Raw genomic sequence first — 12647 nt, 5'->3', positions numbered from 1 at the left:
ACGCGCGGCCCGTGTCGGTGGGCCGGCGGAAGACCCCCGAGGATAGAGGGGAGACGGGGACGGCGGCACCTGTTTTGCCGCCGGACGCGTGTGTGGAGCCTGTGAAGCGGCGTCAGCTCACGTGGGTCAACTCACCTGATCCGCCCCGGCGATGAGGTCGCGCACGCACCCCCGCAGCCACGCGTGCGCCGGGTCCGCGTCGTGCCGGGGATGCCAGGCGATGCCCACGCGCAGGGGCGGCAGGGGCAGCGGGACCGGGAAGGTGACCAGGCCGAGCGCCTCGGCGAGCGGCCGGCCCCCTTCGCTCACGATCCCGATCAGGTCGGTGTCGCGGAGCACGAACAGCGAGGCGGGGTAGGTGCCGACGCTGCCGACCACGTGCCGTTCCAGGCCGAGCGCGGCCAGCGCGTCGTCGATCGGGCCGCGCAGCCTGCCCCGCCGGGACACGCTGAGGTGCCCGGCCGCGCCGGCGAACCGCTCCGGGGTCAACTCCCCGTCCAGGAGCGGGTGTCCGGCTCGTACGACACCGAGCATCCGGTCCTCGTGGACCGTCTCCACGTGCACCTCGGGGGCGGTGGTGTCCACCACGCCGACCTCCAGATCGGCGGTGCCCTGGCGCAGGAGGGGGGCGTCCACGTGGCTCTCGGACAGGAACCGCAGCCGGATGCCGGGCGCCTCGCGCGCCGCCCGGGCGAGCAGGGCGGGGCCGAGGGTGGCGGCGGACGCGTCATGGCCGAGGATCGTGAAGGTACGGCTCACCGTGCGCAGATCGGCGTCCCGCCCCGGCGCGAACAGCGCGCGGGCGCGTTCCACCACCGCGCTCACCTCGGCCCGTACCGCCAGCGCGTGCGGGGTCGGCACCATGCGCCGCCCGGCGCGCACCAGCACCGGGTCGCCGAGCGCCTTGCGGATGCGCCCGAGGGTACGGCTCATCGCGGGCTCCGACAGATGCAGCCGGCGGGCGGCGCCCTGGACGCTCTGCTCCTCCAGGAGCACGTCGAGGGCGAGCAGCAGGTTGAGGTCCACCCCGGCGGCGGCCGCCGTCGGATCGGACTCGGCGGATTGCGTCATACGCAATCACCCCTTGCGAAAGTTGCACTGGAAAGCAGGTCGGCACCGACCCTACGGTGACAGGGCACCCCCCACCAGCACCCCACCGGCATCCCGCCGGCACCCACCCCACTCCACCAACCGAACCCGCTCCCGGAGGAGCCGTGCCCTCGCCTGCCCCGAACCGCCCCGTCCTGCTCGCGCTGTGCGCCTGCGTCCTGGTCGCCCAGAGCATGGTCGCGGCCATCAACCTCCTGCTCCCGCAGCTGATCGCGTCCTCCCTGCACCCCTCGCACAGCGAGCTGCTGTGGATGGTGGACGCCTACGTCATCGCCTTCGCCGCCCTCCTCATCCCGGCCGGCGCCACCGGCGACCGCTACGGCCGCAAGGGCGCGCTCCTCGCCGGGCTCGGCCTGTTCGCGGCGGGCGCCGCCACCAGCGCGCTCGCGACGGACCCGGCCGTCCTCATCGCGGGCCGGGGCCTGTCCGGCGCCGGGGCGGCCCTGATCACCCCGGCCACCCTGTCGATCCTGCTGCGGCTGTCCACGCCCGAGACCCGGGCCCGCGCGCTGGGCGCGTGGACGCTCTCGCTCGGGCTCGGCGGCGCGGCGGGCAACCTCGGCGGCGGGCTCGCCGGTCAATTCCTGTCCTGGCGCGCCCTGTTCGCGGTGATGGTCCCGCTCGCCGCCCTGCTCGCCGTAGCCGTCGCCCTCACCACCCCGCGCACCGACCGCTCCCCGGGCGCCCGACCCGACCTCCTCGGCACCCTGCTGCTGACGGCGGGCCTGGTCGCGACCCTGTTCGGCATCATCGAGGGCCCCTCCTACGGCTGGACCTCCGCCCGCATCCTCGGCGCCTTCCTCGCCGGTGCCGTCCTGACCGGCGCGTTCACCCGGCACGCCCTGCGCTCCCCGGCGCCGCTGTTCGACCCCCGCGTCTTCGCCTCGGCCCGGCTGCGCGCGGCCTCGCTGGGCACGGCCACCGCGTTCTTCGGCCTGTTCGCCCTGTTCTTCGTCAACTCCCAGTACCTCCAGGACGTCAAGGGCTACGGCGCCGCCCTCACCGGTGTCGCGATCATGCCGCTGCCCCTCGGCATGGCGCTGTCGCAGAAGCTGGCCACGCGGTGGCGCGTCCCACCCCGTACGGTCGTCGGCACCGGGCTCGCCCTCATCGGCGCCGGGCTGCTCGGCGCATCCACCGCCGGCGCGGGCACCTCGTACTGGCTGTACGCCTGCTGGCTGCTGGTCACCTCGGCGGGCACCGGGCTCTCCATGCCCGCGCTCACCCTCGGCGTGGTCACCTCGCTCCCCGCGCACCAGGCGGGCCTCGGCTCCGGGCTCGGCACCACCGCCCGCGAGACCGGCGCCGCGCTCGGCGTCGCGGTCACCGGCACCGTGCTGGCCGCCCACTCCGACCTCGCCCGGGGCATGGGCCCGGCGCTGCGCACGGTCGCACTGGTCGTGCTGGCGGCGACGGCACTGGTGGTCGCGGGCTACGGCGGCCGTAAGCGACCCCTCCCCGCGACGGCGCCCGAAAGGGAGCGCGTAGCATCGCCCTCCACCCCCCACTGATGATCAACTCGGGTTCTTTTCGGCCGAGTTGTCGCACTTCAAGGAGCCGAGCATGGCCGCGCTGCTGAATCCCGTCCTCGATCTGCTGATGCTCCGGGGCACCGTGACCGCCGTGGAACGGTTCACCGCCCGCATGCGGCGCCTGCGCATCGAGGGCGAGGCGCTGGCCGGTCTGGACGTGCTCCCGGGCCAGCAGGTACGGGTCCTGGTGGGCACCGCGCTGACCCGCCGTACCTACTCGGTGTGGCGCTACGACACCGCCGGCGCCCTGGAGTTGTGCGTCCTCGACCACCCCGGCGACGGCCCGGGCGCGCGCTGGGCCCGCGAGGCGGCGGTCGGCGACGAGGTACGGCTCGGCAAGCCGGAGGGCTCGTTCACGCTGCGCACAGGCGCCTCGCACCATGTCTTCGTCGGCGACGAGACGGCGTCGGTCGCCTTCGGCGCGATGCTCGCCGCGCTGCCCTCCGGGGCGCGGGTCTCGGGCTGCGTGGAGACGGACACGGTCGGCGACCGGCTGCCGCTGGCCCACGCGGGCCGTATCGACTGGGTGCTGCGCGGCGAGATCCCGCTCGCCGAGGCGGTGGGCCGGCTCTCGCCCGCGCCCGGCGGAGTGGCGTACGTCGCCGGTGAGGCGCGCGCCGTGCAGGCCGTACGGCATGTGCTGCGCGACGCGGGCTGGGACCGGCGCTCGGTGCTGACGAAGCCGTTCTGGACGCCGGGCAAGCGGGGCATGGAGTAGGCGTAGCGACACGGGACGGGCCCCCTTCCGGTACGACCGGAAAGGGGGCCCGTCACACGTGCGCGTGGCTCAGATGAGGCCGAGACCGCGGACCGCGTCGCGCTCCTCCGCCAGCTCCTGCACCGAGGCGTCGATGCGGGCGCGGGAGAACTCGTTGATGTCCAGGCCCTGGACGATCTCGTACGTGCCGTCCTTGGTGGTGACGGGGAAGGAGGAGATCAGGCCCTCCGGGACGCCGTAGGAGCCGTCCGACGGGATGCCCATGGAGGTCCAGTCGCCCTCGGCGGTGCCGTTGACCCACGTGTACACGTGGTCGATGGCGGCGTTGGCGGCGGAGGCGGCCGAGGAGGCGCCACGGGCCTCGATGATCGCGGCACCGCGCTTGGCGACGGTCGGGATGAAGTCGTCGGCCAGCCACTGCTCGTCGTTCACGACCTCGGCGGCGTTCTTGCCGGCGACCGTGGCGTGGAAGATGTCCGGGTACTGGGTGGCGGAGTGGTTGCCCCAGATCGTCAGGCGCTTGATCTCGGAGACCGGCACGCCCGTCTTCTTCGCGAGCTGGGTCAGCGCGCGGTTGTGGTCGAGACGGGTCATCGCGGTGAAGCGCTCGGCCGGTACGTCCGGGGCGGCGGCCTGGGCGATCAGGGCGTTGGTGTTGGCCGGGTTGCCGACGACGAGGACCTTGATGTCGTCCGCGGCGTGGTCGTTGATGGCCTTGCCCTGCGGCTTGAAGATGCCGCCGTTGGCCTCCAGGAGGTCACCGCGCTCCATGCCCTTGGTACGGGGGCGGGCGCCGACGAGGAGGGCGACGTTGGCGCCGTCGAAGGCCACGTTCGGGTCGTCGGTGATCTCGATGCCGCTCAGCAGCGGGAACGCGCAGTCGTCCAGCTCCATGGCCGTGCCCTCGGCCGCCTTCAGCGCCGGGGTGATCTCCAGCAGGCGCAGGTTGACCGGCACGTCCGCGCCGAGCAGCTGCCCGGAGGCGATGCGGAAGAGCAGGGCGTAACCGATCTGGCCGGCCGCGCCGGTGACGGTGACGTTCACGGGAGTGCGGGTCATGGCGTTCTCCGTATGACAGCTGGCGGTGGGGCGTCCCTGCCCCGGGTGGATGATCGATCTCTTGGCGTCAAGAGAGATCCAGCGGTCAGGCTATCGCGCATCCGGCATCCCGGACGGCCGGGGCCCTGTGGCTCACCCCACAGGGCGGTTTCCGCGGCCCCGAGTTGGCCCCCGGCGCCCCGGACATGGGTGAGGCGGCCGCCCGTCCGGGAGAGGAAGACGAAGGCGGCCGCCGGCGGGGGTGCCGGCCGTCACCGGACTCCCGTGGGGGGTACTGGTGCGAGTGCCCGGCTTACGGCGAGACATGCCGGCCGCGCTGAATTCGTTCGGGACGTACGGTCACTTCGCCGGTTCCGTACAGGCCGTACGCCCCGCCGCGAGCGTCGCACAGGCCCGGACGCCGGACGCCTGCTCCACCGCCACCATCGGGGTGTACGCGATGGTGTCCCCCGTCTTGGTGACCGCGTCCGGGCGCTCGCCGCCCACCACGACACGCACCCGGTCCCCCGGCGCGGCCCCGGTGATCCGCCCCCACGCCGCGCCGCAGATCCGGCTGTAGCGCACCTCCAGCCTGACCGGCCCGACGACCGCGCTGCTCACCGTCGCCACCCGGCTCCCGCTGCACCCCATGGCCTCGGCGTCCTTCCCGGCACAGGAGGCGCCGGCGCACTGGACACCGGAGGGCAGCACCTGGGGCGTACTGGCCACCGGGGAGGGCGAGTTGACGGCTGTTGTGGGCTCGTCCGCGCCGCTGTCCCGCCCGGTGAACAGGAAGACCGCCCCGAGAGCGACCAGCACGACGGCGGCCCCGGCCGCGAAGAGCGTCGTACGCCGCGCGCGCCCGGCCCCACCGTCCACCGCCGACCGCCCGGCCCGCGACGGCACCACCCCGGCCGGCCCGGCGACGCCCGGGACCGCCCCGCCCAGCGGCACGGCACCCCGGCCCCCGTCCGGCACCTCAGCCGCACCACCGCCCGTACGCCCCGACCCGGGCGCCGGCCCGAAGCCGCCCGCCCCGGAAACAGCATCGGCAACCGTGTACCCGGGCCCCGCAACCGCCCCGGCGCCCCCGGCCCCGACGCCTTCAGCCGCACCGGCACCACTCGTCGCACCCGGTGCCGCCCCACGGCCACCGCCGGACCCGGCGGGAAATCCGCCCGCGCCGCCCACAGCGGGCGCACCCCCGGAACCCGCACCGTCCGGCGCAGAAACGGCATCGGCGACCGTGTGCCCGGACCCGGCGCCCGCAGCCGCACCGGCACCGCCCGGCCCACCCGAAGCCGCACCACGGCCACCGCCGGGCGCGGCCCCGGAACCCGCACCGCCCGGCGCAGAAACGGCATCGGCAACCGTCTGTCCCGGCCCCGCGACCACGCCGCCACCGCCGGCCCCGGAACCGGCACCCGAAGCAGCACCCGCACCGCCCGGCGCAGGTACGGCGTCAGCGATCGTGTGACCCGGCCCCGGGACCGCGCCGGTACCCGCGGCACCAGAACCGGCGGCCGAAGCCGCACCCGCTCCACCCGAATCCACCCCGCGACCACCGGGAACCGGACCCGAAGCCGCCCCGCCCTTCACGCCTGGAGCCGCCCCCTGGGCCCCGCCAGGTGCCGCACCCGCACCACCCACCGCACCCGAAGACCCCCCGTGACCGCCGGGGACCGGAACCGCGCCCGAAGCCCCCCGAGCCCCGCCCGCCCCGTCACCCCCCGTCTCCCCCAGCGCCGCCCGCGCCTCGCTGATCCGGAGTTGTTCCATCGTGGGGTCGTGGCGGAACTCCGCGCGGCTCCAGGCGCGTTCGGCCAGTTCCCACATCGTGGTGAGGTGGACGGGGCTGGTGCCGGTGGCCTCGGCGAGGGCGACGACCGCGCCGAGCGGGGCGAGGAGGCGGCCACCGAGGTAGCGCTCCCAGGAGGTTCTGCTGTAGCCGGTGCGGTCGGCGAGGGCCGCGACACCGAGGCCGCCCTGGTCGACGATCCGGCGCAGCTGACCGGTGAACTCCCGTATCTGCGGATCGAGATCGTCCGGCAGCGGTTTCCAGCGAGGCATGGCCACTTCCCCCCAAGTAGTCCCCCGGCGTGACCGTCTCCCCACGGCCGCGCCCGGACCGGACGGTCATCCTCAGGGATGCGCCGCCGGAGGACCCCGGTTCCCCTTCCGGGGGCCTTCACGTACCTTCACCACGTTAGCCCGGTTCCACGGCCGCTACGGGGTGTTCGCGCCGTTACCCCCGAACTGCCCCGGAACCGGCGGAGCCCAGGGCGCGGACCCGTAGCGGAACGGTCACCTCCGTGCCACAGCCCACGGACAGGCGTTGAACAGCCGCGCGCGGCCGGGCCAGGCTGATTCCGGCGGCTCGCCCCCGGTCGGGGGAGGGGGCGAGCCCATCGGTCGCGGGGGCCCACAGAGGCCGTAACCGCCTGGAAAACCGGACTACTTGCTCACCGTGAAGTGCAGCACGTCCTTGAGGAACGGGATCACCAGCAGGGGATGCGGCTGGACCATCAGGGCCAGCAGGGCGATCGCGAGGCCGAGGATGCCGTAGGTGACGATGTCCGTGAACCGCGAGCGGACCGCCAGCATGCCGACGGACGGCAGCAGCCAGCGCAGCACCGCGCCGGCCAGCAGCGCGAGCCCGATCAGCAGGGTGCCCGCGCGGAACAGGTCGAACGCGGTCAGCAGCAGACCGAGCGCGACCACGGACAGCACGACGAGCACCGGCCACTGCCGGGCGGGCGCCGGGGCGTCGCCGGGGGCGGCCCGGCCACCGCCCTCGGGGCGCGCGGTGTCCTTGGTGAACAGCGGGAAGCGGCGCTTACGGGCCACGGGGGCCTCGGGGGCCTCGGGGGCCGCTACGACACTCCCGGCGTCCGTCTCCACCGTCCCGGCCTCCTCGCGGCTCTCCGTGTCCTCATGGTCCGCACGCACGTCGTCAGCCGGCACTGCGCTCCGCCGCCTCGACCACGTTGACCAGCAGCTGGGCACGGGTCATCGGGCCCACGCCGCCGGGGTTGGGGGAGATCCACGCGGCCACCTCGGCCACGTCCGGGTGGACGTCACCGACGATCTTGCCCTCGGCGTTGCGGGAGACGCCCACGTCGAGCACGGCCGCGCCGGGCTTGATGTCCTCGGCGCGGATCAGGTGCGGGGAGCCCGCCGCCGCGATGACGATGTCGGCCCGCTTGAGGTGGGCGGACAGATCGCGGGTGCCGGTGTGGCACTGGGTCACCGTGGCGTTCTCGCTGCGCCGGGTGAGCAGCAGCGGCATCGACCGTCCGATGGTCACACCGCGGCCGACGACCACGACCTCGGCACCCTTGGTCTCGACGCCGTAGCGGCGCAGCAGGGTGAGCACGCCGTTGGGGGTGCAGGGCAGCGGGGCGGGCTCGTTGAGGACGAGGCGGCCGAGGTTGGTCGGGTGGAGGCCGTCGGCGTCCTTCTCCGGGTCCATCAGTTCCAGGATGCGGTTCTCGTCGATGCCCTTGGGCAGCGGGAGCTGGACGATGTAGCCGGTGCAGGCCGGGTCCTCGTTCAGCTCGCGGACAACCGCCTCGATCTCCTCCTGGGTGGCGGTCGCGGGCAGTTCACGCTGGATGGAGGCGATGCCGACCTGCGCGCAGTCGCGGTGCTTGCCCGCGACGTACTTCTGGCTGCCGGGGTCCTCCCCGACCAGGACGGTTCCGAGGCCGGGCGTGATTCCCTTCTCCTTCAGCGCCGCCACGCGGGCGGTCAGATCGGACTTGATCGCGGCTGCGGTGGCCTTGCCATCGAGAATCTGGGCGGTCATACCCCCATCCTCCCGGATGACGGGCCCCCGGTTCCAATCCGGGTGGGCCTTCGCGGAGTGGCGTCGCGCACGTCCCGCACCTCCCGGGATGTCCCCGGATCGTCACTGATGATCAGTGATGATCACTGATGTTGCACTTGGGCAACGCATCACGAATGCGGGTGGACAAGATCGTGCACCTCCACAACGATGAATGGCGCACAAGCCGCGGTCCGGTGGGGGGACAACCGCTCATCACGTGTCATGCCTCCGTGCCTTCCGCGTCGTCCCCGCAAGGCCAACGGAGGAAGAACAACGATGAGTTACGGCTCGCCCAACCCGTACGGACAGCCCCAGGACCCCCAGCAGGGCTACGGCCGGCAGCCCCCGCAGGGCGTGCCGCCGCAGTACGGCTACCCGCAGGGCGCCGGCGTCCCGCCGCAGGGCTACGGCTACCCGCAGCAGCCCGGCGTCGGCTACCCGGGCGGTCCCGGCCCGCGCCTGGCCTCGATGGGCCGCCGCTTCGGTGCCCGCGCGATCGACGCCGTGATCCTCACGGTGCTCTCCTTCGTCCTGAGCATCGCCGGCGTCGCGAGCTTCGCGAACTCGGTCCAGGACTGCGACCCGGCTTCGACCACGTACGAGACCTGCGTGAACGACGCCGGCGCGAGCATGATGAGCAAGCTCCTGCCCCTCCTGCTCCTGTTCGGTCTCGCGACCCTGCTCTACGAGTGGCTGATGGTCGGCCTGATCGGCGCGACCCTGGGCAAGCTGGCGGTCGGCATCCGCGTCGTGCAGGCCGACACCGGCCAGAAGCCCGGCCTGCTCAAGTCCTTCCTCCGCTGGATCATCCCGACCGCCGCGGGCTACGTCAGCTGCGGCATAGGCCAGCTGCTGGTCTACCTGTCGCCCTTCTGGGACAACTCGGGCCGGCAGCAGGGCTGGCACGACAAGGTCGCGGGCACGCTGGTCGTGCACAAGGACTGAGCGCACCGCTCACCGCTCACCGGCTCACGGCCGAGGGCCGTGTCCCACCCATCCCGGGGTGGGACACGGCCCTCGCCGTATGCCCGCTCAGCGCTCAGCGCTCAGCGCTCGGTACTCAGTGCTCAGTGGAAGAAGTGCCGCGTCCCCGTGAAGTACATCGTCACGCCCGCCTTCTTCGCCGCCTCCACGACCTGCTCGTCCCGGATCGAGCCGCCGGGCTGCACGATCGCGCGGACCCCGGCGCCGATCAGGATCTCGGGCCCGTCGGGGAAGGGGAAGAACGCGTCGGAGGCCGCGAAGGCACCCCGCGCCCGCTCCTCGCCCGCCCGCTCGACCGCCAGCTTGCAGGAGTCGACGCGGTTGACCTGGCCCATGCCGACGCCGACCGAGGCACCGTCCTTGGCGAGCAGGATCGCGTTGGACTTCACCGCGCGGCACGCCCGCCAGGCGAAGGCCAGCTCGGCCAGCTCCTCGGCGGACAGCGCCTCACCGCTGGCCAGGGTCCAGTTCGCCGGGTCGTCGCCGTCGGCCTGGAGCCGGTCGGTCTCCTGAACCAGGACACCACCGTCGATCGGCTTGACCTCGACCCGGGAGGCGGGCGCGTGCGGGGCCTTCAGCACGCGGATGTTCTTCTTCCGGGTGAGGGCCTCCAGCGCGCCCTCCTCGTAGTCCGGCGCCACGATGACCTCGGTGAAGATCTCCGCGACCTGCTCGGCCAGCTCCTTGCTGACCGGCCGGTTCACCGCGATGACCCCGCCGAACGCGGACAGCGGGTCACAGGCGTGCGCCTTGCGGTGCGCCTCGGCCACGTCCGCGCCGACCGCGATACCGCACGGGTTGGCGTGCTTGATGATCGCGACACAGGGCTCGTCGTGGTCGTACGCGGCACGGCGCGCGGCGTCCGTGTCCGTGTAGTTGTTGTACGACATCTCCTTGCCGTGCAGCTGCTCGGCCTGCGCGAGCCCCTCGGCGCCCGCCTCGACGTACAGCGCGGCCGGCTGGTGCGGGTTCTCGCCGTAGCGCAGGGTGTGCGCGCGGTCCCAGGTGGCGCCGAGGAAGTCCGGGAACGGGGAGTCGTCCACCGGGGCGTACTCGGTCGCGAACCAGTCGGCCACCGCCACGTCGTAGGCGGCCGTGTGCCGGAAGGCCTCGGCGGCCAGGCGCTTGCGGGCGGCGAGGTCGAAGCCGCCGTCCTGGGCGGCGGCGAGCACGTCGGCGTACCGCTCGGGGCTGGTCACCACGGCCACGGACGGGTGGTTCTTGGCGGCTGCGCGGACCATCGAGGGGCCGCCGATGTCGATCTGCTCCACGCACTCGTCGGGCGAGGCACCGGAGGCGACGGTCTCCCGGAACGGGTAGAGGTTGACGACGACGAGGTCGAACGGCGCGACGCCCAGCTCGTCCAGCTGCTCGCGGTGGGAGTCCAGGCGCAGGTCGGCGAGGATGCCCGCGTGCACCTTGGGGTGCAGGGTCTTGACCCGGCCGTCCAGACACTCGGGGAAGCCGGTCAGCTCCTCGACCTTGGTGACGGGGACGCCCGCGGCGGCGATGCGGGACGCCGTGGAACCGGTGGAGACCAGCTCCACACCGGCCTCGTGCAGCCCGCGCGCGAGGTCTTCGAGGCCGGTCTTGTCGTAGACGCTGACGAGCGCCCGGCGAAGGGGCCGCTTGGTGCTCTCGGCGGTGGCGGTCACTGGATAACTACCTTTCGTCCCTCAATGCGATGGCCGTGGCGGGCGAGCCGGCCCACGACCTCGACGAGCAGCCTTCGCTCGACGTCCTTGATGCGCTCGTGCAGAGCGCTCTCGTCGTCCTCGTCCCGGACCTCGACCACGCCCTGCGCGATGATCGGCCCGGTGTCGACGCCGTCGTCGACGAAGTGGACGGTGCAGCCGGTGACCTTGGCGCCGTACGCGAGCGCGTCGCGCACCCCGTGGGCCCCGGGAAAGCTCGGCAGCAGCGCCGGGTGGGTGTTGACGAACCGCCCGCCGAACCGGGCCAGGAACTCCTTGCCCACGATCTTCATGAACCCGGCGGAGATCACGAGGTCGGGCTCGAAGGCGGCGACCGCCCCGGCCAGCGCCGCGTCCCACTCCTCGCGGCTCCCGTGGTCCTTCACCCGGCACACGAAGACCGGCAGCCCGGCGCGCTCGGCGCGGGCCAGCCCCTCGATGCCGTCGCGGTCGGCCCCGACGGCGACGATCCGGGCGCCGTACGCCTCCGCTCCGACGCGCTCGATCTCGTCCAGCAGGGCCTGGAGATTGGTTCCGGAGCCGGAGACCAGCACGACCAGACGCTTGACCGCTGGACCGGCGGGGGTGGCGGCCACGATGGGGCCCTTTCTCGGGACGGCGATATGTCCGGCCGGTGCGTACGCTCGCGTTTGTACGGTCGTACGAATGCTTCGCGCCCCCCGATACGGGGAAGTCTACGAAGCGGCCGGCCGCCAGCAACGATACCGGCACTCCGGACGGCCCCCACGGGACGGGGGCGTGGCCGGAAGGTAGCGTTCGCACGGAACCGGCTCGGGAACGCCGTGGTGGCGCGGTCCGTTCACGGGACGGAAGCCCGTGCCGGACAGCCGTCACGGTCTGAGCAGTGGCCCACGTCATGACCTAGGGGAAGACGCTCCTTTGATGCCCGATCGCAGCCCGCGACTCCTCACGTTCCCGCCGCGTCCGGACCTGGGAGGCGAGCGCGGCTCCGTGCTGCCCGAGCGCGGCTTCACGCTGCTGCGGGAGCGGCCCTCCACGCCGCCCGAGGCGCCGACGGGCGGTGACGGCGGCGACCGGGGCGGCGACCGGAAGGACGACAACCCGTTCGCGCCCCCGCCCGAGGGCAGCCCCGACCAGCCGTGGCGCCCCCGGCGCCCGGAGGGCCCGGACTCCGGGGACCAGAAATCGCCCTGGGGCCGCCCCGAGGGCTCCGGACACGGCTCGCCCTGGGGCAGCCAGTGGAGCGACCGGCAGCCCGGCCGCGCCCCCGGCGGCTTCGGCGAGCGTCCCGGGAGCGGTCCCGAGCGTCCGGGCGGCCCGGACAAGAAGCAGTGGGACCTGACCGACCCGGCCCAGCGCCGCGCGCGCTACGCGCTCCTGGCCGGCATGTGGGCCGTCTTCTTCGTGCTCCTGGGCTGGCCGTACGTCTCGCTGCTCCTGGGCGCCCTCTCCCTGTACTGGGGCGGCAGCTCCCTGCGCGCCAAGCCCCGCACCCCGGACCCGGACGCCCCCGCCGGACCGCAGCCGCCCCCGAGCGGGCGGCCCCAGGCGACGGCCGCGATCTGCGGCATGATCGCCGCCGCCCTGGCCCTCTGCCTGACCGCCTCGCTCTTCAGCGTCCGCATCGTCTACCGCGACTACTACACGTGCGTGGACGACGCCCTGACGAGCCAGGCCAAGCAGTCCTGCGACACGCTTCTGCCGAAGGAGCTGCGGGGGGTTCTGGGGTCGGAGCGGCGCTGAGCCGGGGGTTTTGGGGC

General features: G+C 73.6%; 11 protein-coding genes and 1 pseudogene. 4 read left to right on the top strand and 8 right to left on the bottom strand.

The features are described 5' to 3' along the window. Positions 1-126: 126 nt before the first annotated feature. Positions 127-1071, bottom strand: a complete 945-nt coding sequence (locus tag AB0898_RS07905; RefSeq protein ID WP_366801956.1) for a LysR family transcriptional regulator — start codon at positions 1069-1071, stop codon at positions 127-129. A 143-nt stretch (positions 1072-1214) separates the two neighbouring features. On the opposite strand from AB0898_RS07905, the gene AB0898_RS07900 reads away from it, so the two are divergent. After that, on the top strand, positions 1215-2621 hold the full coding sequence (locus AB0898_RS07900) for an MFS transporter (RefSeq protein WP_366801955.1): 1407 nt from the start codon (positions 1215-1217) through the stop codon (positions 2619-2621). A 52-nt stretch (positions 2622-2673) separates the two neighbouring features. Continuing rightward, positions 2674-3360, top strand: coding sequence for a siderophore-interacting protein (locus AB0898_RS07895; protein WP_366801954.1), 687 nt, complete (start codon positions 2674-2676; stop codon positions 3358-3360). Between the two features lie 69 nt (positions 3361-3429). On the opposite strand, the gene AB0898_RS07890 is transcribed toward AB0898_RS07895, so the two are convergent. From AB0898_RS07890 to AB0898_RS07870, 5 genes and pseudogenes are all read right to left on the bottom strand, one after another. Continuing rightward, positions 3430-4419 carry a malate dehydrogenase gene (locus AB0898_RS07890; RefSeq protein WP_366801953.1) on the bottom strand — a complete coding sequence of 330 codons (990 nt, stop codon included), beginning with the start codon at positions 4417-4419 and terminating at the stop codon, positions 3430-3432. Positions 4420-4758: 339 nt separating this feature from the next. Beyond that, a complete protein-coding gene (locus AB0898_RS07885; protein ID WP_366802205.1) occupies positions 4759-5376 on the bottom strand; it encodes a DUF2690 domain-containing protein in 618 nt (205 codons plus the stop codon). 927 nt (positions 5377-6303) lie between these two features. Next, a pseudogene (locus AB0898_RS07880) lies at positions 6304-6468 on the bottom strand (helix-turn-helix domain-containing protein); the annotation flags it as partial. 384 nt (positions 6469-6852) lie between these two features. Beyond that, a complete protein-coding gene (locus AB0898_RS07875; RefSeq protein ID WP_407078306.1) occupies positions 6853-7299 on the bottom strand; it encodes a DUF3017 domain-containing protein in 447 nt (148 codons plus the stop codon). 52 nt (positions 7300-7351) lie between these two features. After that, positions 7352-8206, bottom strand: a complete 855-nt coding sequence (locus AB0898_RS07870) for a bifunctional methylenetetrahydrofolate dehydrogenase/methenyltetrahydrofolate cyclohydrolase (RefSeq protein ID WP_366801952.1) — start codon at positions 8204-8206, stop codon at positions 7352-7354. Positions 8207-8503: 297 nt separating this feature from the next. Between AB0898_RS07870 and AB0898_RS07865 the strand changes: the two genes are divergently transcribed. Beyond that, positions 8504-9172, top strand: coding sequence for an RDD family protein (locus tag AB0898_RS07865; protein WP_366801951.1), 669 nt, complete (start codon positions 8504-8506; stop codon positions 9170-9172). Between the two features lie 122 nt (positions 9173-9294). Here the strand turns inward: AB0898_RS07865 and purH are convergent, their stop codons facing one another. Together purH and purN are read right to left on the bottom strand one after the other, a co-directional pair. Continuing rightward, positions 9295-10866 carry a bifunctional phosphoribosylaminoimidazolecarboxamide formyltransferase/IMP cyclohydrolase gene (gene purH, locus AB0898_RS07860; protein ID WP_366801950.1) on the bottom strand — a complete coding sequence of 524 codons (1572 nt, stop codon included), beginning with the start codon at positions 10864-10866 and terminating at the stop codon, positions 9295-9297. Beyond that, positions 10863-11501, bottom strand: coding sequence for a phosphoribosylglycinamide formyltransferase (gene purN, locus AB0898_RS07855; RefSeq protein WP_366801949.1), 639 nt, complete (start codon positions 11499-11501; stop codon positions 10863-10865). The genes purH and purN overlap by 4 nt, the downstream gene beginning before the upstream one ends. A 307-nt stretch (positions 11502-11808) precedes the next feature. Here purN and AB0898_RS07850 point away from each other — a divergent pair, with 307 nt between their 5' ends. Further along, positions 11809-12630 (top strand): hypothetical protein, encoded by an 822-nt coding sequence (locus AB0898_RS07850; RefSeq protein WP_366801948.1) that lies wholly within the window; start codon positions 11809-11811, stop codon positions 12628-12630. The last annotated feature ends 17 nt before the right edge of the window (positions 12631-12647 follow it).

It is taken from the genome of Streptomyces sp. NPDC005435 (assembly GCF_040703155.1).
Lineage (GTDB): Bacteria > Actinomycetota > Actinomycetes > Streptomycetales > Streptomycetaceae > Streptomyces.
The sequence above is the reverse complement of the archived record's forward strand: the minus strand, read 5'-3'. Positions and strand labels throughout refer to the sequence as shown.

Bases quoted from the DNA above. Each gene is read 5' to 3' on its own strand.
- AB0898_RS07890 (WP_366801953.1), bottom strand. From the start codon at position 4,419: ATGACCCGCACTCCCGTGAACGTCACCGTCACCGGCGCGGCCGGCCAG.
- AB0898_RS07870 (WP_366801952.1), bottom strand. From the start codon at position 8,206: ATGACCGCCCAGATTCTCGATGGCAAGGCCACCGCAGCCGCGATCAAG.
- AB0898_RS07850 (WP_366801948.1), top strand. From the start codon at position 11,809: ATGCCCGATCGCAGCCCGCGACTCCTCACGTTCCCGCCGCGTCCGGAC.
- AB0898_RS07905 (WP_366801956.1), bottom strand. From the start codon at position 1,071: ATGACGCAATCCGCCGAGTCCGATCCGACGGCGGCCGCCGCCGGGGTG.
- AB0898_RS07865 (WP_366801951.1), top strand. From the start codon at position 8,504: ATGAGTTACGGCTCGCCCAACCCGTACGGACAGCCCCAGGACCCCCAG.
- AB0898_RS07895 (WP_366801954.1), top strand. From the start codon at position 2,674: ATGGCCGCGCTGCTGAATCCCGTCCTCGATCTGCTGATGCTCCGGGGC.